Origin of the sequence: Taurinivorans muris (assembly GCF_025232395.1) — a bacterium.
Classification (GTDB): domain Bacteria; phylum Desulfobacterota; class Desulfovibrionia; order Desulfovibrionales; family Desulfovibrionaceae; genus Taurinivorans; species Taurinivorans muris.
Map to the genome: position 1 here is coordinate 302,567 of NZ_CP065938.1, position 22,192 is coordinate 324,758.

Sequence of the window (22,192 nt, forward strand, 5' to 3'; positions counted from 1 at the left end):
TTTTAAATCGCATGAGAAATTGCCGAAAAGGCGGGCTTTGCCGGTCCGTCTTTTTTTGTGTTTTTTTTCTTGAAAGTTAATAAAAAGTTGTTTAAAAAATCAGGAATTGTTTTGGTAAAAAGAAGACGGTGATATGGGCAAAGAACTTTACACTGCAATCATAAAAAACGGAAGCATCGATGAATATGATTTTAGCGGTAAAGAATATCCGGTTTTTTATAAAAATCATGATTTATTCCGTCTTGCCCTGGAAAATAACCGCATGGATATCGCCCTGAAAATGCTTGAAAACGGGCAGGATATCAATTTCCGTGCCGCAGAAAATGAATATAATTATTTAGAATATTTCATTAATGTTTATTATGCCGTCAATAAGCAGGAAGCCGCGCTTTTTCTTTTGGAGCACGGGGCCAATATTTATGAATATAAGAAAGGGATTTCGCTCAGTTCTTTTTATGATAAGGCAGAAGGGGATTTTCCGTATGAAAGGGTGAGCGGCTGCATAGACTCATTCACAAAAATATCAAGTCCGGATCTTTTCTGTCCGGAGCGTACGCGTATCCTTTTAAATGAATTAAGACCGCAAGATGCGATAAAGTATCTCGCAAAGCTTGAAAAAGAACATCACTGTTATTTGAACCTCCATTGCGGAGCGAATGCGACCATTTGGAATTACTTGTTTTCAGATGAATATTCCGTGGAAGAATTTAAGGCGTTTCTCAGTGCGTATCCTGTAAAAGGGCTGCTTGCGGATTCCATCATCTATATCAGACCCAATTATCACGAAAAACTGCTTTACGGTTTGGAACTGAAAAAAACATATCATGACTGGGATGAGAATTGCAATTTGAAACATCAGGCTTTGCTGCGTTTTTTAGGGTATTCGCCTATGTATACAACGAATTACGCTTGTATGGACGAAGCATTGAGAAATAAAGATATTTTGACGTTTTGCAATCGTTTTAAACACATCAATTTGCAGGAAAATGTTTTTGGTTACAATAGTGTCAGTTATTATGAAACCGCCCTTTGGCAGGGCAAAGAGTTCTTTTTGGAATTTTGTTTGAAATTCAAGAATTATCCTTATTTGGGGATGTTGCTCAGCTCTTTTTCTGATTATGAAAACAGTGAGTTGTTTGACAATTTGATGCATATGTTTTTTGAGCGCTTTACCTTTGAAGAGTTTAAAGAAATCATTAATAAAAACGATAAAACATTGCTCAAAGGGCTTGGGGAATTGGTTCATGCGTATATTGCAAGGAACGAATATAAATTCTTTTTGGAAGAGGCGATTATTTTGCTTGAACTTGGCTATATCGCACCGAGAAAATCAGCATTGACCCTGCTGTATGACACGGATTACTATAATTCAACTACGGAAATCGAAAAGAGAAAACATTTATTGAAACTTAAATCAAAAGATGAGCGGGTTAATCATTATATAAACTTAAACTTAGGATTTTTTACTTTTGAACTTTCCGATGCGGAGAAAACGCTTATTTTATCCGCTGATGATTTGAAGAATGAAAATTTTTCCGAGGAACAACAGAAAATTATTACTGATTTTTATAAAAATTTTGGTGATTGTGTTGTTCTTGTGCAAAATATTTTGCGAGAGGGAAATTTGTCCACTATGCTTGCGCTGGATGATTGCTATAATCTGCGTCTTGCTCCCTTGTGCGTTGACCTTTTTTATGAACGGAAGAAATTTTTGTTTTTGGGAAAACATAAATATTATGAGCATGATATTTATAAAATTTTAGAGGAATTGTATAAATCGACATGGAATGCCGATTATAAAAAAGTGTTGAAACTTCTTGCGGAAAAACATGAATATTGATAGCGGAACAGTTTAGCCGCTTCGGCGGTTTGGTTGGTTTAATTTTTTGTGTATGTGAAGGAAAAGCGATGATACAGGCTTTTGCAATATTCATCGGGGGCGGAATCGGGGCTGTTTTGCGTTATTTGGTTGGCATCGTCATGTTTCGGGTCCGTGTTTTCCTTTGTCCACTTTTATTGCGAATGTGCTCGGCAGTTTTATTATCGGCTTTTTGTCTGCATATTTTATGAATAGGACGGAATTGTCGGATGTTTGCAGATTGGCGTTGACGGTTGGTTTTTGCGGCGGATTGACTACGTTCAGCACGTTTTCCCTCGAACTTTTCGAGATGCTTGCTCAGCAGCGTTTTTTGCCTGCTTTGGCTTATGCTGCTTTGAGTATCAGCCTTTGCCTTGCAGCCGTGTACGGAGGCATGAACCTTGGTAAACTGTTTTTCAGCATTGCGAATTGAAACGGTTGTTGCATGCCGATAACGGCGTTTGTTTGAATAGTTTTTTTATGTGATTTTCCGGAATGTTATTACAGGGAATTTTCAAAAAAATATGAAATTTCCCATAATCAAATCCATATAATAATCAATGGGAAAAGAAAAAATAGAAAGTTTCCGGTTCAGGGTAGTTTGTTGTAATTCAAATTTTAACTAAACGAAAATAAAAAAACGAGCTGAATAAATTTTTAGCTCGTTTTTTATACTTTTTTATTTCAATACTTGTAACGCTATTACAAAACCATATCCCCCTATGTTCCAGCATGTCCTGAACTATTCCCGTTTTAACTATAAAATATCCCACTCTCTTTCAGCTAATGTCATTGAATGATGCCAATATCATAAAGGAAGTTAATAGATTGGATAATTATTTGATAGTGCTTAAAAGATATTTCACTGTCTTTAGATGTGACAGCTGTAAACTGCAATATGAACGTTGCGTTATAGAAAGCCGAATTTGTTTGAAGCGTGAAATATGTTTATAAAATATAACTTGTTGAAATAAAAATAAATAATGTTGAATAAGCGATACAAAAAAAGAAAAATTTTAAATTTTTTTCTTTTTTCTGTAAAAAACATTTGACAAAGCATGCAATATCACATAAAAGACTTTTCACGGCATACGTCCTCATCGTCTAGCCGGCCCAGGACAGCGGCCTTTCACGCCGTCAACAGGGGTTCAAATCCCCTTGAGGACGCCAAAAATTTTCAAGGACTTAGAGTTTTCTCTAAGTCCTTTTTGTTTTTTATTCCCCTCAGAGAAAGCGAAAAAATTTTTTGTATTTCTATATCCAAGCTTAAAATTTAAGAAAATCTAATAGGAGGTAAATTAGGTGCAACTTTGTGGATTTCTAAAATAATATTATGCAAGATTTTAAATCCGTCTTCTCTTCCAAATTTTTGAAAAACCAAATTTATGGTCTGAAATTTTACTATGTTTTATCATTTTTTCTAAATTATCTCAATGGCTTTTTATCCTATTAATTCAATAGTAGTATTTTCATTTATAAAATTAATTGTAAACCGAAGTGTGACAGTTGAATAAAAAGTAACTCAATGATAAATCTTGTTTAGAATCTATTTTTGACAAATTTGCTGGGAGTATCACTATTGAGCTAAAACATTTTACTATAAGTGAACAAGGAAAGCTAAAAGGATTTTTAGCCTTTAAAATGAGTATCAGAAAAACAACAATAATGATAGCGGTAAGACCTAAATGAAAAAATACCGGTTGAAGGCTTTCTGTATGAGGTGTGTTGTACTTGAATTGACAATTCAGCTCAAAAAAAATATTCTTTAGGGGATTATGGATAATATACAAAAAGCACAACATTTTTAATCGATGAAAAAATCAATATACTATTTTTCATGTAATGTATTGTTATATAAGCATATCAACGGAGCCTAACATGCTGGATTTTCGCCGTCTTCTCTATTTTTGCACTATCGTTGAACAAGGGCAAATCAGCCGTGCTGCCAAGTATTTACACATTACCCAACCAAGTTTAAGCTTATCCTTAAAAGAATTAGAAGATGAACTTGGGATTACACTTATTTATCGGGAAAAAGGCAAATGGCAAATCACTGAACAAGGGCAATCCTTTTATATTGAAGCACAAAGAATTTTAACACAGTTAGACGATTTACAGCAAAATATTCAAAATCCTTTTATCAATAATGGCGGCATATTTGGTGAAGTTCGTTTAGGTTGCAGTGGTTTTTGCCTATCATTTTTAAAAGCTATCTTACCTGCTATGGAAAAAGATTTTCCAGGGATTCATATACGATTATTGGTAACAGACAATATTTTACTGGAAAATAAAATACAAAGCCACAGTCTTGATTTAGCCATTCTCCATTTGCCGCTTATGAACAGTAACTATACCGCTGTTCCTCTGACAGAACAGCATCTTGTTTCTGTTTGGTCACCTCTTTTGAAAGTACCAAAAGAAAATCCTGTTTCTTTAGAAACACTTGCAAAATTTCCTTTATTGCTTTCAAGACGTTGGACAAATAGTGGATCACTGCGTCCTTTTATGATTGCCATGCAGGAAAAAAATCTTAAACCACATGTTATTTTAGACACGCCAACACCATATTGGATAATAGACACCCTCCAAGATCTACCTGCGGTTGCAATACTTCATCATACAGAGTGTTCACAGACAGTGCCTCATGTAGTGCTGCCCATAGATTTGCCAAAACTGACATTCCAACCTGTGATTATTTGGAAAAAAGATAACTATGTTTCCCCTGCTTGTAATAAAGTTATCGAATTGCTTTGTGATAACGCAAAAATTACACGCGAATAAAATACTTTCATGCTGAAAATATTAAACCCGTTCCAAGTGGAAGAAAACAGGAAATAATCCGTCAGTTGAACACGCATAGACTGTTCCTTTAGGAAATTCAGGGAAATTTCCACCCAGTTGAAGAGATAACACATAATGATTAAGGTCATGCCATGCAAAACTTGGGAAATTTTCAGGACAGCGTCCATTTTCTCCTACCATGAAACTTTGTCCCTCTTTAAGCATTGGCTCATTATGCGGCATATCCACTTCTGGTAATGAATTTTTATAAATATCTCCCGGCATCATTGTCTTTACAACTGTAATTTTGAGTGGACAACGTATATTGCCTTCTTTTTCTCCAACATATTTTTCTTGTATATTTTTTTCATTTTGATGTTCATTGTCGAGATATTCAATTTTAAAAACAACGGGCATTGTTCCGTCAGTACAGCAGGAATATTGAATTCCAGGTCTTTTTTTCATAACAAAATGTCCGCCTGTCTGCATAGCTGTGATGACGGGGAAAAGATCATGCCATGCCCATGTGCAGGGGAAATCCACTGAACACTCACCATTTTCATCAATAATAAAAACTTGCTCTTCTTTTAGTCTTGCACAGCAATTTGGAGCATGAGAAACTTGTTCGGGAATAGGCTTATCAAAAACATCTTCGGTTTTCATTACCCTGAGAACAGTAACTTTAAGCGGTATTCTTTTTTGTTTATCCATTATTAATACTCCTCATAATTAGTGATAACAAGTTGAAATAACATTTTTATTTAGAAATCTTTTTGCATTGAGATAAAAAATCTTTTCCAAAACTTCCGGACGAAGCATTTCCTTATATCGTTTTACGGCATATTCAGTCGGCACGCTGGGGTAAAGGCTGCCAAAAATTATTTTATCCTGTAAGCGATAATTGGCTGCAAGGATATAATCCTGTGAACCCGGATGATCAATCATAAATCCATCAGGTGAAAGCCATATATTTTCCCAATTCATGGCCACAGCACACGCATACGTTGTCCATGGCCAGCAGGCATGAGAAAGCAATATGCGTAAACCTGGAAAAGTTCCTGCCAGTTTTTCAATGCGTGCAGGGGAATAAATGCTGTAATCAGGTGCATTGCTTTTATGAAAAACTCCTCCATAAAGAAGATATATGGGAATATCTTTTTCTTCGCAAAATTCATAAAGAGGAAATAAATACTCATCATCAACGAACCATGGATGCGGGTCAAGCCCTGGTTCCATATAAATTCCCATACACGGTCCGTCACGAACAAATTTTTGAATATCAGCCAATGCTTGTTCTCTGCCGTCTTCATATGGACGAAGTCCTGCAAAACCAGTAAATTTGTCAGGCCATTTCGTGAGCAGTTCTACAAGGTCATTGTTATTTTGGTTAGGTAAGATTCGCATGGGAATAATACTGTGTATAATGCCGCATCGCTCATTTTCCACGAAAAATTCATCCATAGATTGTTGAAGCAAAGAATTGGGCAAATCCATTTCCATCTTTTGAAATTTACTTTTAAGCCCTGGATTACCGGGAACATCATCTAAACGAAAAATCCAATCATGTACAAAATTACCAAAAGGAGGTCTGCTGCGAAAATCAATAATTTGTTGCATATATTACTCCATTCTGTTCTTTCGCATTTTAACATACCGTTGATAAGCATAAATAAAAATTATACCTCCAACACCAATGACGTCAGTAAACATTCCAGGATATACAAGACATAAACCTGAAGCAAAAAGAATAATTGATTCAATAATGCTGCAGCGAGCCGCAAAATATTGCTGTAATCCTGCTGTCAAAGCAATTACACCAATGACAGAAGTAACAACCACGCTGAGAATTTCAGTAACACTGCCTGTAAAAAGGAGTTCTGGCTGATAGACGAAGAAGAAAGGAATAATAAACGCAATGGCACCTAGCTTTACAGAAGTGAACCCGGTACGCATGGCATTCGACTCTGCTATGCCTGCTGCCGAAAAAGCGGCCATACAAACAGGAGGTGTTATTGTTGATAATACAGCGTAATACAAACAGAACATATGTGCTGAAATAACAGGCACGCCTAATTTAATCATAGCAGGAGCAGCAAGAACAGAAACAATAATATATGCTGGAGCAGTCGGAACGCCCATACCAACGATAAAACAGGTAATCATCAGCATAACAAGCAAAAGAAAGAGATTGCCGTCGATGAAATTCATAATCAAATTGATGAGCTTAAAACCACCGCCTGTCAGTCCAATTATCCCAACAACTATGCCAGCACATGCACAGCAGCTGCTAATCATGAGCGTATTGCGGGCAGCACATACAGCAACATCTTTTAAACGTGGAGGAGTAAGGCGGGTTTCTTTTCTAAAAAGAGAAAGTAAAAAAATAACAAGACAGCCTGCAAAAGCAGCGGAATTAACACTTCTTCCCATTACCATAACAATAATGATGAATGCCAATGGAAGCATGTAATATAAACGAGAAATAACAGATTGTTTAGAGGGGATTTCTTCCTCCGGCATTGTACCAATATTATATTTTAATGCTTCAAAATGAATCATGGAATATAATGAAAGGTAAAATAAAATAGATGGCAAAAGAGCAGATTTAGCAATAGTCAAATAACCAAGTCCAGTAACATCGGCCATAATAAATGCTGCTGCACCCATAATAGGAGGCATAAGCTGACCGCCAGTTGAAGCGCAAGCCTCTACAGCACCTGCAAAATGGGGCTGATACCCTACACGCTTCATAAGAGGAATAGTAAAAATACCCGTACCATACACGTTTGCTTGAGCTGAACCGGATATGGTTCCAAACAGAGCTGATGCAAAGATGGAAACTTTAGCAGGTCCGCCTTTTGTCTTTTTTGTGAGCAAGCAGGAAAGATCAATAAATAAATTGCTCATGGTGGAAACTTCTAAAAAAGAACCAAACAAAACAAAAGCAAAGATCATGGTTGCTGCTGCTGTGATAGCAACGCCATAAATACCTTCTGTAAGAAGGAAAAGCTGTTCGATTAAAGCCTCATAGGAAATTTCAGTATGTGCCAACGGTCCGGGAAGATTAGCACCAAACAATGCATACGCGATAAAACACAATGCTACAATGACTAAGGGCAATCCTGATGTCCTGCGGGTAGCTTCCAAAACTAATACAATAAGAATTGTACCCAAAAGTATTTGGATATCTTCTACCGGGTCGACATAGGCAAAGCGTTCCACTATGGCAACTTCATTGAGAAAATAATATGCTGCTACTGCTAATGCCAAAACTGCAAGACAAATATCAAACAAAACAAATATGGTTGGCTCATACTTTTCTTTTTTATATTTTCCTGAAACAGGAATAAAAAGAAAAACAAGACAGAGAACAATACTTAAATGGGCGACTCTCTGCAAGGTTGAGTTGACCATGAAAATACCAGAAGTTGTATAAACCTGAAAACAACAAAGAAAAACAGCAAGCACTATAAAGATAGGTTGGAGCAAGGATCGAAGGGCATTATTCATAAAAATCTCCTTTCAATCAAAATAACGTCTATTATCAATATGAGTTATGGACGGAGTATATCGTATAAAAACGCTATACCCCATAAAAATTATTTTAACCATCCAGCTTCACGGTAATATTTTTCTGCACCCGGATGTAAGGGAAGAGCAGTACCCTTACAGGAAATTTCTGGATCATAGCTGCCATATCCGGGGTTGGCTAATGCAATATCCTTGCTGTATTTAGTCCAAATTTCAACAATTTTATAGGCAACATCATCCGGTAAATCAGCTGAACAGATAATTTCTGTAACGTCAGCAACGCAAGGAACATCCTCTTTTGGCAATCCTTCAAATTCACCGGCTTTAATCACGGAAGCATGCAGACCGCGAGTTTTCAAGTTTTCAATTTCCTTTTCACCAACAGGAAGAAAACGAACGTCTTTATTAAGCATAATTTGACGTAAAAATGCAGGACAGCCAGGACCATTCCAGCCAACCATATCAAGTTGATTGTCTTTCATAGCGTCCACCATGGCATCAAATGAAATATAGGTAACTTCTCCGCCCCATTCTTTCATTTTATTATAGTCAATGCCATATTCATCCAATGTCCAGCGTGAAAACATATCGTTGGTTGAACCTCTTGTTGCAGGACTAAAGCGAATTGCCTGTTTATTTGCCGCAATACTTTCCAAACTGGCAATAGGTGCATCATCACGAACAAAGAGCAATAAGCGGCAATCATCATTAATTTTAAAGAGTGAACGCAGATTAGGACATGTTTCCTTATATGGTTCTGTGCCTTTTTGTGAAGCAGCAAGCAAAGAGGCTTGAGCATGTGCTATATTGACTTGTCCCTTAGAAACTCTGATGGGATTTGCTGTACCGTTGCCTGGCATTAGATCCAAAGTAGCTTTTGGATATTCTGCCAAAAACGCTTTCATAAAAGCCGCTAAAGCCATGGAAGCACCACCGCCCATGGGACCGCCTGACAAGGTAAGTTTAATACTGCTTCCGTCTTCCTCTGCCTTTGCTTTATAAGAAGTAAAAGATAGCAAGATAAGACTCAAACATAATAATACAGTAATGTTATAATTTTTATTAAACATAATAAATTCCTTTTCGTTAAACATTAGAACGTCCGCCGTCAACAGGAATAACGGCACCATGAATAAAGCCTGCATCATCACTTGCAAGAAATGCTGTTACTTTTGCGATATCATCAGGCATCCCCAATCTTCCTGCCGGAATGACTCTTACTCTTTTCTCATAACCCTCTGGGTCATTATCCAAGCTGTCTTGAATAAAAGGAGTAATCACAGAGCCAGGACAAATAACATTTGCCCGCACACCCTGCCATGCATATAATGCACTTAAACTCCGTATATACCCTACGAGAGCATGCTTAGAAGAAGTATAAACAGAACCTCCGCCAGCACTGCCGCGAGGTCCGCCCATTGCAGTATTTCGCATGCCGCTTATAGAAGCAGTTGCAATAATAACGCCTTTGCCTCGTTCAATCATCTGAGGCATGACAAGGTTGCATAAGACAAAAACGGAAATAACATTAATTTGCATAAATTTTTGAAAATCCTGTTCTGTCATTTCCAAAGATCCTCTGCGTTGATCAAATATTCCATGGGTTGTAACAAGAATATCAACCCGACCCCACTCTTTCATAACCATTTCATAAAAAGCTTTTATGGCATTACTGTCTTGAACATCAAAAGTCATGCCTATGGCTTTTCCGCCAAAAGAACGGATTTTTTCCAGCTCTTCATCTAATCTTTGCTGATTTCTTCCTGTAATAGCAACAAGAGCCCCTTCCTTTGCCAAAGCTTCAGCCTGCGCTGCGCCGATACCTGAATTTGAACCCGTTACAATCGCAACTTGTCCATCAAGTCGTCCCATAATACTTCTCCCTCATTTATAACAATAATTATTTATCCAACCCAAAAATGCGAGCACCGTTTTGATACATAATTTTATCCACTACTTCGGGACGAAGCTGGCTCGCATAATTTTCTACTGCTTTTCCAAGTGGAATTGCCGGATAAGAAGAACCAAAAACAATTTGATCCTGTAATGTATAATTTGCGGCCACTATATATTCAGATCCACCAGGAGCAAATGTCATTGCCCATGTGTCAGGTGAAAGAAAGACATTGGAGCAATCCATAGCAACTTTACAAATTGCTGTTGCATAAGGCCAGCCGCCATGGCAAAGAACCAATTTCAAATTTCGGAATTGCATTGCAACATCATATATTAATTCAGGTGCATATAAACGAGGATCTGATACTCTGCCACCAAAAGAAAGCAATACCGGGATATTTTTTTCTTCACAATATTCATATACAGGATAAATATCAGGATTATTGACAAGCCACTTTACTGGAGTTGTGTACAATCCCGGTTCCATAATAATTGCACGGCAGCTCCCCATTACACAATATTTTTCAATAACTGAACATGCTTCTTTTGGATTTAAAGGATCAACCCATGGCACACCTAAAAAATGATTTGGAAATTCTTTCATAAGACGTTCTGCATCATCATTATCACCATCTTGAGGTAAACGTACGGGGGCAACGCCCAGTACAACACCCGCCTTATCCATTTCCTCAACAAGCAATGCCGTGTCTTTTTTTCGTGCTGCTTCAGAAATTTCTCCTAAATTTCGCATTGCATGAGATTTTTCCAATGCAGGCATGTCATACATAAATGAATTAAGATACGTTTTATAAGGAGGGCGAAGACGAAAATCTATAGCACGCATATTCCTGATCTCCTATCGGCAAAAGTTTGCACGAACACGTTTTTCATAGGCTGGAACAGGAATTTTTCCTTTTGATGCTTCTAAAACTTTTAAAATCCATGCCATATTTTTTCCAAGCACTTGCATTGTTTGCACACCTTCAGCATCTTGTTCCAAGAATTCATTGGGTTTCCAGCCAAAACAAACATTCCAGTACTGACTGTTAACAGTAAGAAGGTTAGCACAGTTGAGGTAATTTTGCAGTTGATGGGAAGCATCGATAGCTCCTGCACGGCGGCATACTGTAATTGCAGCCGCTGGTTTTGGTCCCCAGCCTTCCAAATGTTCTGTTGCATAAAGCAATCTGTCCAATGCTGCCTTGAAAGGTCCAGGAATTCCCATATAGTGAACTGGGCAGCCTAAAATCAGACCGTCATATTCTGGCAGCATATCAATAAGTTTATTCACAATATCATCATGAATGCAATGATGCCCATTTGTACGGCATTTTCTGCAATCAATGCAGCCAGCAACCGCCTTTACACCAACATGAACAATATCGAGTCCAATGTTTTCTTTTGCCAATTCTTCCGCTACGAGCTGAATTGCATGATATGTTACACCTTTTGGATTTTGACTGCCATTAAGAGCTAAAACTTTCATTATAAAACCTCCAAAATGAATTAATAAAAAAATAATATGTATTTTTTTATTAATTACACCTTACGGCAGAAAACAAGTATTTATCAAATACTTTTTTTCGCTATCGCATATATATTTTAACTATACTAACTTATTAGTTGAGATTATTATTGGTTACAGCATTAAAATCTCTATTTCGCAAATCCTGACGAATAGTTAGATTAATTCAAGAGGGATAGTGAAATTGCTTTAATGTGGTGTTTAGAATTGTTGGCATGTTTTAGCGGTAATTTTCCATTCACCGTTTTCTTTTATCAGTTCATGGAAATCAATGAAATTCAAGCCATGCCAGTTTTTAATACCACAGCGCCAATAACAGTATCACCTGCAATATCAGAAACCTCCACACGGAATGCTGCTCCATAAGTTGGACCTGCTTTTGCATAAAGGTCGTATAAGTTTCGGATAGGTCCTAAAACATGTTGATCATCTTCCATACTGTTCATAACAACTTTTTCATGGAAGATTTTTTTACTGTTTCAATATTAGCGGTGCAACTTTCAATTCAATGCGTTTCAAGAAATTTCTTAATTGTCTGAAATTCACAGGAATCTAAGTATTGCATAATGCCTTCTGAGATAACCTAAAAATGTGGCATTATTATAGTAATTATTATAAAAATATAAAGCAAATTTGTTTTCTTGTCTTTAGCTTATTTTATAGAACTAAAAAAAATCATTGAAATTTTTTTTTAAATAATTACTATGAAAATGTTGATTACAGTTATCTTAAGGAATATGTATGCCCACAAAAAAATCTGCTCGCTCTGTGCAGCAAGGAAAGGGACGTCCTCGTGCCTTTGACCGTTCTGAAGCTTTGCACAGTGCCTTGACAGTCTTTTGGCAGCAGGGTTATGAACCTGCTTCTGTAGCTGAATTATGCAAGGCTATGCAAATAAATCCTCCCAGCCTTTATGCGTCTTTCGGCAACAAGGCATCGCTCTTTTTGGAGGCTCTTCACCATTATGAACATACATATTGGGATGAACCTGCAAAACGTTTTCTGGCAGAACCAGATATTTATAGTGCTGTTGAAAACTTTTTTAATGAAGCAGCAAAAATCCTTCTTTCTCCAGAAACTCCTTGCGGCTGCATGGTGGTGCTGGCAGCTGTTAATATTTCTGAAACAGAGAAAGAAATTATTGAATCTGTAAGAGAACTTCGACTCGCCACAAAAAAAATGTTTGCTGACAGACTTCGTCAAGCCATTACAGAAGGACAAATTCCTGCTGATACTGATGTTCCAGCTCTAGCCGGGGCTCTCAACACCCTGCTTGAAGGATTATCCATTCAAGCAAGAGATGGTCTTTTTCAATCTGAGCTTAAAGCTTTTGCATCCTACGCTGTTCGCATGCTGCCTCCACGAATAACAATCAAGCACGAATGATAACAATGTAAAAAAAAATAATTAAAAAAGAATGAAATCGTCTTGACATTTTTTTAGTAATCACTAAAAATATAATAACGACAAAACGACATAGATTAAGGTGAGGGAATCATGAAATTTACAGAACCAGCTATGCGGCCGCCACAAGAAGCACAATCTCTTTTATTGCGTGCAACACAAGGCTGTACATATAATAAATGCCATTTTTGCTATGTTTCACGTGGTTATCCATTTATGGCAGTTACACCAGACCAGCTTGAACAGGAAATTTTATCCCAAAAGTCGTTTTTTCCTGCAAATACCGCTGTCTATCTGACTGGTTCCAATCCGTTTGCTCTGCCAACCAATAAATTGAAAGAATACCTGGCTGTGCTCCGTAAACATTTTCCTTATTTTACTCGTGTGAGCATGCAAAGCCGCATTGATGATATTACGGCTAAAAGTGACGCAGAATTGCAGGAATTATGTGAACTTGGTCTGAGCAATATTTATACAGGTACGGAAAATGGAAATGATACAGTCCTCAAATTGATGAATAAAGGACATGGTTCGGCCGAAACAATAGAACAACTGCTTAGATTAGACAAAGCGGGAATAACCTATACCGCTTTCTATATTCTCGGCATGGGCGGCAAAGGAACGGGACTTGCCAGCGGTGAACTTACAGCAAAAATGTTCAATCAGGTTCACCCTGTGCGTATCACCACTACAGGTATGACAGTTTTTCCAGATACCCCGGTAGAAGAAATGGCAAAACACGGTGAATTTATTGAAGCTTCAGAACGAGAAAAGATTGAAGAACTTCAGATTTTTCTAAAAACATTGGCAATAGACACGTTTTATGACGGCGTTCATTACTTGAACCCGCTCAATTATAGATTTGCCAACAGCGATGTAGAAAAAAAGAATTTGGTGCTTGCCGATATTGACGAAGTATTACGTTCTTATTCTGATAACGAATTGGAAGTAATGGTCAATCGCAAACAGATGCGTTCTCTGTAGTCTCGGCGAAGCAGGGATGTCGTAGTAAAAACGGCTAGGCAAAACAGGATTCTCAAGCCTGTTCATGAGGACAGGCTGATAACAAACCTTATCTGACAACAAGGAGTATATGTAAGATGAGCAAAAACATTCTTATTCTGAACGGAAGCCCTCGCTTGAAAGGCAATACGGCTATGCTTTGCGAAGCCTTCACAAAAGGGGCGGAAAGCACGGGACATACGGTTACACGCTTTGACTTGCAAAAAATGAACATTCACGGCTGTCTCGGATGTATGAAAGGCGGTAAGGATTTGGTTAGTCCTTGTGTGCAGAAAGACGACATGGAGAAAATATACCCCGCCTACTCAAAAGCTGATCTGGTGGTGCTGGCTTCACCTATGTACTACTGGAGCGTATCTGGCCAGTTGAAAACTGCGTTTGACCGCCTATTTGCCATGGCGGAATGTGACCCGAACTACGCTAATCCGCATAAAGAATGCGTCCTGATCATGGCTGCCGAAGGAGACTCCACCAACAACTGGAAGCCTGTACTTGACTATTATCATTCGCTCATTGGTTTCCTGAACTGGACAGACAAGGGGCAGATACTTGCTGGAGGTGTTATGGACGCCGGAGCTGTTTCCGGAAAACCCGTTCTTGACGAGGCATTTCGCTTCGGCGAATCACTGTAATTATGGATAGGAGAGGACGTAGCACGGTAAAATATACAGCCACGCAAAGCGTCACCTCTTTTCCATGCAAAGGAATTTCCCATGCAGGATGAACAAAATTCAGCTCTTGATACCGTTAAAGATAAAAAAATCTCTCGGCGAGGACTTTTTTCTTTTGCAGGAGCGTTTCTTTTGGCTGTGGCAGGTTGTGCATCATATAAGTATTTTTCGTCTACTTCCACAATTCATGTGGAATCTTGTGTAACCGCTGGATCGGGCATAATGAAAAATATTCTTATCCTGACTGGCAGTTCTCGCCATAACGGCAACAGTTTTTTACTTGCGGAAGCTTTCAAACAAGGTGCAGTCAAAGCAGGGCATACAGTCAATACCTTTCACAGCGGCATGACTCCCATGAGTGCCTGTCTGCATTGTGATAGTTGTTGGACAGACGGAAAGCCTTGTGTTGTGGCGGACAGCTTTGATACTTTTTATCCACTTTTGGAACAAGCGGACATGCTTGTTTTTTGCAGCCCTTTGTACTGGTATAATTTCAGCGGACATATCAAGTGTGCTATGGACAGAATGTATCCATATTTTCGGGAAAACAGACTCCGTGACTTGAAAGTAAAAGAAGCAATGCTGCTTATGTGCGGCGAAAGCATGTTTCCACGTTCTTTTGCTGGAGCTGCGGAAGCATATAGGCAAATGCTTGGTCTTAATCACTGGAAAGATCGTGGACGCCTTTTTGTCACTGGAGTTCATGAATTTGGTGATATAAAGGGACATAAAGCATTGAGCGTTGCAGAACAAATGGGCTGTGATGCCTGATGATACACAATAACAATTTAACCGTAAATAAAAAGGAAAAACTATGAAAGCCCTTTCTCACCTTTTAGATTCTGCAAAACTTATTGACCCTAATCCTGTTTCTCTTGTTTGTTCAAAAACACCCTCTGGCATTACCAATCTTGCAACAGTTTCCTGGTGGACATATCTGAGTCTTGACCCGGCAACAATTGGTTTTGCCATGATGAAACCTTCTTATACCGGTGAAATGGTCAGAACCAACAAAAAAGTCGTACTCACTGTTCCAAGTGATAAAATATCACCAAAACAGATTATGCAGTGTGGCAGCTTTACAGGCAGAACAAAAGAAAAGGTAAAGGAATTTGGCATTGAACTGAAAAGCCTTCCTGACTGCGATATTCAAATTCCCGTTCATAGTGTCATCGCTATCCAGTGTGCCTTAAGAGAATTTGTAGATGCAGGCGACCACTATTTTTATATTTGTGATGTGGAAAATGTTTATGGGGATGAAAATGAAACCCCACTCTTTGCATGGAAAGGTTATTCTAAAATAGCTCCAGCCAAAGAAGTATAATAAAATCGCAATACGCTTTATTATCAAATTTATTGATAATGATAACGAGCCACAAATTCTTTATGAATAGACTTTGTGGCTTTTTCTTTGAGTTATTTGTTACTCAACTGTCGTACTTCAGTTTACAATTAACTAAACAGCATATTATTAATATTGACAATCATAGCCAACACCCTGAATCTATATGGGTTTTTCTTTTAGAACATGCAATAAATCCGACACTCCCAAAAAGTAAGCCAATTAAAAATTTAAGCTATCTTTTCAAACAGCTGCAATGATATCTGACAGTTTTTCCAGCAAGTTATTGATCTTTTTCACAACTTCCATATTGGGATTCATTTCAAACCGTTCGGCAAGCCAAGTTGGTGAATTCCAACTTAATATAACGCCATCAGAGCTTTTCCAAACTAAAAATTTTAGAGGCAAATCCAAAGCAATTTCAGGATTTGATTGCATCAATACCGTTCCGACGGCAGGATTGCCAAAAATAAGCACACGGGCATCTGTCATATCCAAACCAACCTGTAACGCGTTGGATTTATGATCAATTACAGCAAATACGGGGATTTTTTCTGCAGCAACAATATCCAGTAAACGTTTCCAAATTTCTTCAAAATCTCCGTCGATTTTTTTTCTGATTATTCCATTTTGTCTATTACTTAACATAAAAATTTTCCTTTAATAATTTGTAAGTTATTAAGTGATTATAATTTATATAGTAAATGATACTGAAAGTCAAAGTTGATTTAGCGTGATTATGATACAGTTTCCTTATTAATCATATTTAACACGGAGGCATACCATGAAGTTTTTGAATAAAGGAAATGTTTTTTTTATTATGCGTGACATTGTAAGATTGTTTTTTGTCATTAATTTTTTTGTTTTTATGATCATTTTGGGTTTGAATACCGAAATAGAGAGCGAGTACGTTGTGTTGCTCTCAATCGTTATTGCCGGTCCATTTTTTTGCGGTTGGGCATGTCCGTTTGGCGGGCTCAGTTATTTCATGGCTAAACTTGGAGCATATTTATTTCCGTCCAAGCAATTTTTGTTTCTCCGGACCGTGGATTTCAAACTGCGTTATCTTCGGTATGTTTTCTTGATTTTTTTCCTGTACCTATTTATTGTTCTTGAAGTTGATTATTTTGGCGAACATTTTGAAATGTATATGTTCACGCTTCCTTCAAAAATTTTTCTTATTGCCAAATATATCGCTGTGATACTTGTTTCAATGTTTATTCCGTTTTTTTTTTCTGCAAATATATGTGCTGGCAAAAGGTCGTTTATAATATTTTTTGCCGAGTAGTTGGCACAACCAAAATAAAACGGGACGTAGCCAGCTGCGTAAACTGTGAAAAATGCGAAAAAGCGTGCCCTATGAATCTGCCCATTTCAAGCTCAAAAACACTTTCAGGCGTCGATTGTTTCAGCTGCTTTAGCTGCATGAAGCCGAATCTTTGCCCAAAGAGCCATAAATCCCTTACTTTTTGCTGGCTTGGCAACATTGTGAATATACGTTATTTTTCTGTTGCCGCACTGCTTGTGTACCTGATAACCACGTTAATCGTATTGCGTTATTGAGGGCATAATTTATATGGCTGGGGGATTACATGCAAAAATTATTATCGGCAGCACCTTCTTCCCGCACAAAAGTTGGTGAGCTTTTGCTTTCCGATGATGTGATTGAAATCACCAATGAAGAATTGAATAAAAAGAACATATCCATAAGCAAGCTTGGAATATTGGTTCTTTTTTTGAGGAAAGATTTTTCTGAAAACTCTCTCAGCCCTTCGGCTATTGCGAAGCGTTTGCGAATTACCAGAGCTTCGGTTACAAACTATTTGAATTGGCTTGAACATCAAGGCTACATTCAAAGGCGGAAACTGGGAAAAGATCAACGCAATGTCGATGTGCAGATCACGGAAAAGGGAAAGACCTTTTTGGATGAAGTCCATCCGTTTTTTTTAGATGTTTGTGCTGATTTTTCCAAAGCTCTCACAGACGAGGAAGTTGCGGTAATGCTCAAACGGCTTTCCAAGATACATGATTCGATTGGTTAAGCTCATTTTTCAAAATCCTCATAACCAATCACTCTGAATTATATAACCATGGCAAATCAATCGCGGCAAATGATTTTATCCGCTTTTGCATGGAATAGGGCGTTGAAAATTTATTTTTGTTATGGTACGGTAAGATAACTGTTTGAGATATGCACGTTACGATTAATAAACAAAATCTGTTGCGAAATTGTTTTTTGGGGGGCTTTATGCCTGAAAATGACAGAATATTTCATTTGGAAACGTCAGCCTTGGAAAATCCGGAACAGGAAGGTCTGTTTCGGAAGCTCATTGATTTTGCCAAAGTTCCGGAACATTCTCCGGGGCTTATGCGTGCCATGTCGCAAGGCAGCGCATTTTGCATAGGGGAGTATTTTTTCATTCATGACGATGACTGGCTTATGTCGATTGCCTATCCTTTGCGCGGCGCTTATTCTCATGAAGATTTTGAAGAAGCCTTTAAACATGCCTGTAAAGAAGCCATGAAGCATTGCGGACAGCAAACACTCCGCTGTTTCGCCATAGGTCCTGAATTGCCCCGGCGTTTGCAGAACAATATTGTCGACCATGACCGTTTCTATGTGCTTTCCGCCAACGCGCGGATTCCGGTTCGTTTGCGCAGTCCCGTACGGAAAGCTGAAGAAGTTTTGCGTATCGAGGAAAGCACGGTTTTTACTCCTGCCCATCGCCGTCTTTGGGCGGAATTCATGGGACGGGCTGACCGTGGGGAAACCGCTTCCCTTGCTCCGCATGTCCGCGAACTTTATGCCCGCACTCCGGAAGCTCTTTCTGAAACCGCCAAGAGCGGATATTTGCGGCTTCTCAATGCATGGGACAGCGAGGGGCATTTGGTTGCCTGCCTTATGCTTGATTATGCCCCTAAAAATTTTGTTTCCTATATTCTCGGGGCGCATTCACGTACTCATTATGTGCCGCATGCCGTGGATTTGCTTTTTGCTTCCATGATTGAACGGGCGAAAGCGGAAGGCAAACGCTTTATTCATCTTGGGCTTGGCGTGAATGACGGAATTTTGCGTTTTAAGAAAAAATGGGGGGCTGTGCCGTCTTTGCCTTATGTCATGGCGGAATGGCGGCAGGAAACAGAAAACGAAACGCAGAGCCTTGCCCAAGATTTCGCTCTTGCCTTGCTGCGCAGCAGCACCATGACCAAAAGGCAGATTTTGGCAATGCGTCCTGAACAGCGGCCTTTTGCCATGATTTATGAAGTGGAAAAAAACGGTAAAATTTCATGGCTTTGCGGAACAGCACATTTTTTCCGTTATTCTTTTGAAGATTCTTTCCGCAAGCTTTTCCGCAAGGTCGACCATGTTATTTTTGAGGGACCGCTTGATGACAATTTTATGGCGGAAGTGGATAAAAACGGTAAAAGTCTTGAACCGGATTTTATTCCTCTCATAAAACAATTGACAGAAACAGAAATACGGAAATTGGAACGTGTTGTGCGTGGTCCCGAGGGGCGAGTGGTTCGTTTTTTAGGCTTGGAAGCAAGCAAAAAAGCCGATGTGCGCGAAATTCTGTCAACCATGCGTCCCTGGTGTGCTTTTTTCAGCCTTTGGACCGCGTTTCTTGAACGTCTTGAGTGGCAATGTTCGGTTGATATGGAAGCTTGGCGTATTGCCCGCGATATGGGAAAAAATGTCATTGGTATGGAAAATTTGGAAGAACAGCTTGTTTCGCTCAATTCCGTACCGGTGGAGCGTGTGCTTGCGTATTTCCGAAATTGCCACGAGTGGAAAATATATTCACAGCGTAATTTAAAAGCATATCTGGCTGGCGATTTGGAGGGAATGATGGGCTCCAGCGCGGAATTTCCCACAAGAACGGGTGCGGTTATCAGTTTGCGTGATCAGCGTTTTCGTGAACGCATGCGGCCTTATTTGGAAGAGGGGCGTACCGCTGTTTTTGTCGGGGCTGCACATCTTTTGAATTTGCGTTGGATGCTTGCCGAAGACGGATATACGTTGCGCCGCTGCCTGCCAGGTATCTCCCATAAACTGAAAGCATTTTTGCACAATGAAAAGGAGGTTCGCTGGTGGTGACAAAAACGGATTCAAAACGTATGAATATGGGGCTTGCACAGGTCACTGCCGGCGCGATAACGCCGGATCAGCTGATTCCCTATGTGAAAGCCGTATCCCGTCTTGATTCACGCATGTTCGGAACCTGCGTAGGGCATTTTTGCGAGGGGCAGATTGTGCTGATCGGCTTTCCGATAGGGAAACCTCTTGACAGGGAAGCCCTTGATGCGGCTGTTGACGAAGCTTTGCAGACAAAAGGTCTTAAACATATTACCGTGCTTTGTGCGGCAAAACCGAGCCGAACGCCTGAAAACGCCAACTTCAGCGAGGACGCGTATTGGTCGCTTCCTTTGCCGTTAGCACCCTATAAACAAAAACTGCGCAATATGCTTGCCAGAGCCAAGCGTGACATATTCATCGAAGAAAGCGGAGCGGAAGGATACGGGCAGGACCATGAAGCCATTGTTGAGGCGTTCTGTTCCGGACGCAGGCTTGAAGCAGGTATGATACATATTTTTCATCAGCTGAAAACATATCTTGCGGAAAGTCCCGGCGCACGCCTTTTTTCAGCACGGACCAAAGACGGCTCATTGGCAGCCTTTGCCATCGGCGATTATTCTTCTTTCAATACGGCTTTTTACATGTTTGCCTGCCGTCTGCCCTCGGCTCCTCCGGGAACTGCCGACGCCTTGCTTGAAGCTGTTGCGAAATGCGGTGAAGAACGCGGGCACAGCCGGCTTAATTTGGGGCTTGCCGTCAATGAGGGAATAGGTTTTTTCAAAAAGAAGTGGGGAGCCGAACATTTTCTGTCTTGTTATGAATACAGCTGGGATATACAGCCGGAGAAAAAAAGTTTGCTGGCACGTTTGTTTGGGGGTAGAAAGAAAATATGACTGGAAACGATCCATTGAAAAACCGCAGTTTCAAGGCTCCTGGCATTCTTGAAATGCTAAAACGGGATTTGCTCGGAAAACGGCGTCCCCTTGACTGCATACAGGTTGAAGTCACGTCCTTTTGCGCGGGACGCTGCACCTATTGCCCCCATACGACCATGGCGGAAACTTGGAAATCAAGACATATGGAGGCGGATGTTTTTGCCGCTCTGTGGCAGCTTATGCGGGTGAGTGAACGCGTTCACCTGCAAGGATGGGGAGAGCCGCTTCTGCACCCGAGATTTTTTGATTTTGCGGCATTGGCGCGGAAGGCGGACTGTCAGGTTTCAAGCACAAGCTGCGGCTTGATGATGAATGATGAGATAGCCTATAAGCTGGCTCATTCCGGAATTGACACCCTGGCGTTTTCCTTGGTGGGGACCGACACAGTTTCCAACGACAGCGGACGGGTAGGCGTACCGTTTGAAAAGGTCTGTTCGGCAGTCCGAATGGTCAAGGCTGCCGTCAAAGATATGGGATACGGTCCGTTAGATGTCCACTTCGCGTATCTTTTGCTGGTTGACAGGGTGGAAGCTGTCAAAAGTCTTCCAAATCTCATGGAAGAACTGGATATCAGCACTGCGGTCATCAGTTCTTTGGATTACATAGCCGATAAGGAACAAGCCTGCCTTGCTTTTGCTCCCCATGAAAAACAGAAAATTGCCGAAGTCAGAAGCATTTTGCAGGATGTTGCCGATAAAGCGGCGCAAATGGAACGCAAGATTGTTTTTGCCCTACCCGGAGCAAAGGCTGCGGCGCATGCCGGCGGATGCAGAGAAAATGTGACCCGCAGTCTATATATTGATGCTGAAGGCATGGTATCTCCCTGCGTGTATTTAAATGTGCCTGATAATGCAGAAAATTCCAATCGTCGGATTTTCGGTTCTGTTTTGGAAACAAATATTCTTGAAATTTGGCAGAATGAAGATTTTTTGACGTTTCGCGAAGCGCTTGCAAAAAATACTCCGGATTCTGCGTGCCTGAATTGTCCAAAACGCTTTGAAATTATTGGAAAAGCCCGCTGATTATTTTGTTATGAAAGAGCAAACGGCTTTATTTTTTAGCTTGCTCCGTGGGTTGGGAAGATTTCCCTGTTATTATCAGGCAAACTAAGCAATGAGGATAATGCGTCAGGTTAGTTATAAAAATGC

The 22,192-nt window shown here is 39.7% G+C and carries 22 protein-coding genes and 1 tRNA gene; 14 read left to right on the forward strand and 9 right to left on the reverse strand.

What is annotated here, in order from left to right; all coding sequences use genetic code 11:
- Positions 1–133 precede the first annotated feature (133 nt).
- From JBF11_RS01340 to JBF11_RS01355, 4 genes are all read left to right on the forward strand, one after another.
- Positions 134–1,840, forward strand: coding sequence for a hypothetical protein (locus JBF11_RS01340; RefSeq protein WP_334315593.1), 1,707 nt, complete (start codon positions 134–136; stop codon positions 1,838–1,840).
- Between the two features lie 88 nt (positions 1,841–1,928).
- Entirely contained in the window at positions 1,929–2,291 is a 363-nt protein-coding gene (crcB, locus tag JBF11_RS01345) for a fluoride efflux transporter CrcB (RefSeq protein WP_334316300.1), read from the forward strand.
- A gap of 660 nt (positions 2,292–2,951) precedes the next feature.
- Positions 2,952–3,028 (forward strand) — tRNA-Glu (locus tag JBF11_RS01350).
- A gap of 708 nt (positions 3,029–3,736) precedes the next feature.
- Positions 3,737–4,639 (forward strand): LysR family transcriptional regulator, encoded by a 903-nt coding sequence (locus tag JBF11_RS01355; protein ID WP_334315594.1) that lies wholly within the window; start codon positions 3,737–3,739, stop codon positions 4,637–4,639.
- A 21-nt stretch (positions 4,640–4,660) separates the two neighbouring features.
- On the opposite strand, the gene JBF11_RS01360 is transcribed toward JBF11_RS01355, so the two are convergent.
- The 8 genes from JBF11_RS01360 to JBF11_RS01395 form a co-directional block, all read right to left on the reverse strand.
- A complete protein-coding gene (locus tag JBF11_RS01360; RefSeq protein WP_334315595.1) occupies positions 4,661–5,350 on the reverse strand; it encodes a TIGR04076 family protein in 690 nt (229 codons plus the stop codon).
- An 18-nt stretch (positions 5,351–5,368) separates the two neighbouring features.
- Positions 5,369–6,256, reverse strand: coding sequence for an amidohydrolase family protein (locus tag JBF11_RS01365; protein WP_334315596.1), 888 nt, complete (start codon positions 6,254–6,256; stop codon positions 5,369–5,371).
- A 3-nt stretch (positions 6,257–6,259) separates the two neighbouring features.
- Positions 6,260–8,149: a TRAP transporter permease gene (locus JBF11_RS01370; RefSeq protein ID WP_334315597.1), complete on the reverse strand. Its 1,890-nt coding sequence runs from the start codon at positions 8,147–8,149 to the stop codon at positions 6,260–6,262.
- Between the two features lie 89 nt (positions 8,150–8,238).
- Entirely contained in the window at positions 8,239–9,240 is a 1,002-nt protein-coding gene (locus JBF11_RS01375; RefSeq protein WP_334315598.1) for a TAXI family TRAP transporter solute-binding subunit, read from the reverse strand.
- A 16-nt stretch (positions 9,241–9,256) separates the two neighbouring features.
- Positions 9,257–10,042 carry an SDR family NAD(P)-dependent oxidoreductase gene (locus JBF11_RS01380; protein WP_334315599.1) on the reverse strand — a complete coding sequence of 262 codons (786 nt, stop codon included), beginning with the start codon at positions 10,040–10,042 and terminating at the stop codon, positions 9,257–9,259.
- 28 nt (positions 10,043–10,070) lie between these two features.
- Positions 10,071–10,910, reverse strand: a complete 840-nt coding sequence (locus JBF11_RS01385; RefSeq protein WP_334315600.1) for an amidohydrolase family protein — start codon at positions 10,908–10,910, stop codon at positions 10,071–10,073.
- A 12-nt stretch (positions 10,911–10,922) separates the two neighbouring features.
- Positions 10,923–11,552, reverse strand: coding sequence for a flavodoxin family protein (locus JBF11_RS01390; protein WP_334315601.1), 630 nt, complete (start codon positions 11,550–11,552; stop codon positions 10,923–10,925).
- Positions 11,553–11,869: 317 nt separating this feature from the next.
- Positions 11,870–12,028 (reverse strand): hypothetical protein, encoded by a 159-nt coding sequence (locus tag JBF11_RS01395; RefSeq protein ID WP_334315602.1) that lies wholly within the window; start codon positions 12,026–12,028, stop codon positions 11,870–11,872.
- Between the two features lie 304 nt (positions 12,029–12,332).
- On the opposite strand from JBF11_RS01395, the gene JBF11_RS01400 reads away from it, so the two are divergent.
- From JBF11_RS01400 to JBF11_RS01420, 5 genes are all read left to right on the forward strand, one after another.
- Positions 12,333–12,977 (forward strand): TetR/AcrR family transcriptional regulator, encoded by a 645-nt coding sequence (locus tag JBF11_RS01400; RefSeq protein WP_334315603.1) that lies wholly within the window; start codon positions 12,333–12,335, stop codon positions 12,975–12,977.
- 111 nt (positions 12,978–13,088) lie between these two features.
- The gene (locus JBF11_RS01405) at positions 13,089–13,979 is read left to right on the forward strand and encodes a radical SAM protein (protein ID WP_334315604.1); all 891 of its coding nucleotides are present in this window, start codon (positions 13,089–13,091) and stop codon (positions 13,977–13,979) included.
- A 116-nt stretch (positions 13,980–14,095) separates the two neighbouring features.
- On the forward strand, positions 14,096–14,650 hold the full coding sequence (locus JBF11_RS01410; RefSeq protein WP_334315605.1) for a flavodoxin family protein: 555 nt from the start codon (positions 14,096–14,098) through the stop codon (positions 14,648–14,650).
- A gap of 81 nt (positions 14,651–14,731) precedes the next feature.
- Positions 14,732–15,460: a flavodoxin family protein gene (locus tag JBF11_RS01415; protein ID WP_334315606.1), complete on the forward strand. Its 729-nt coding sequence runs from the start codon at positions 14,732–14,734 to the stop codon at positions 15,458–15,460.
- A gap of 43 nt (positions 15,461–15,503) precedes the next feature.
- Positions 15,504–16,013, forward strand: coding sequence for a flavin reductase family protein (locus JBF11_RS01420; RefSeq protein WP_334315607.1), 510 nt, complete (start codon positions 15,504–15,506; stop codon positions 16,011–16,013).
- Between the two features lie 261 nt (positions 16,014–16,274).
- Here the strand turns inward: JBF11_RS01420 and JBF11_RS01425 are convergent, their stop codons facing one another.
- Positions 16,275–16,679 carry a DUF302 domain-containing protein gene (locus JBF11_RS01425; RefSeq protein WP_334315608.1) on the reverse strand — a complete coding sequence of 135 codons (405 nt, stop codon included), beginning with the start codon at positions 16,677–16,679 and terminating at the stop codon, positions 16,275–16,277.
- Between the two features lie 220 nt (positions 16,680–16,899).
- Here JBF11_RS01425 and JBF11_RS10115 point away from each other — a divergent pair, with 220 nt between their 5' ends.
- The 5 genes from JBF11_RS10115 to JBF11_RS01445 all read left to right on the forward strand — a co-directional run bounded on the left by JBF11_RS10115 (position 16,900) and on the right by JBF11_RS01445 (position 22,066).
- The gene (locus tag JBF11_RS10115; RefSeq protein WP_417168631.1) at positions 16,900–17,319 is read left to right on the forward strand and encodes a 4Fe-4S binding protein; all 420 of its coding nucleotides are present in this window, start codon (positions 16,900–16,902) and stop codon (positions 17,317–17,319) included.
- 304 nt (positions 17,320–17,623) lie between these two features.
- Positions 17,624–18,073, forward strand: coding sequence for a MarR family winged helix-turn-helix transcriptional regulator (locus JBF11_RS01430; protein ID WP_334315609.1), 450 nt, complete (start codon positions 17,624–17,626; stop codon positions 18,071–18,073).
- 206 nt (positions 18,074–18,279) lie between these two features.
- The gene (locus tag JBF11_RS01435; protein WP_334315610.1) at positions 18,280–20,130 is read left to right on the forward strand and encodes a TraB/GumN family protein; all 1,851 of its coding nucleotides are present in this window, start codon (positions 18,280–18,282) and stop codon (positions 20,128–20,130) included.
- Complete coding sequence (locus tag JBF11_RS01440) at positions 20,124–21,002, forward strand: phosphatidylglycerol lysyltransferase domain-containing protein (protein ID WP_334315611.1); 879 nt, start codon at positions 20,124–20,126, stop codon at positions 21,000–21,002. Before JBF11_RS01435 ends, JBF11_RS01440 begins: the two co-directional genes overlap by 7 nt.
- Positions 20,999–22,066 carry a radical SAM/SPASM domain-containing protein gene (locus JBF11_RS01445; protein ID WP_334315612.1) on the forward strand — a complete coding sequence of 356 codons (1,068 nt, stop codon included), beginning with the start codon at positions 20,999–21,001 and terminating at the stop codon, positions 22,064–22,066. The genes JBF11_RS01440 and JBF11_RS01445 overlap by 4 nt, the downstream gene beginning before the upstream one ends.
- Positions 22,067–22,192 lie beyond the last annotated feature (126 nt).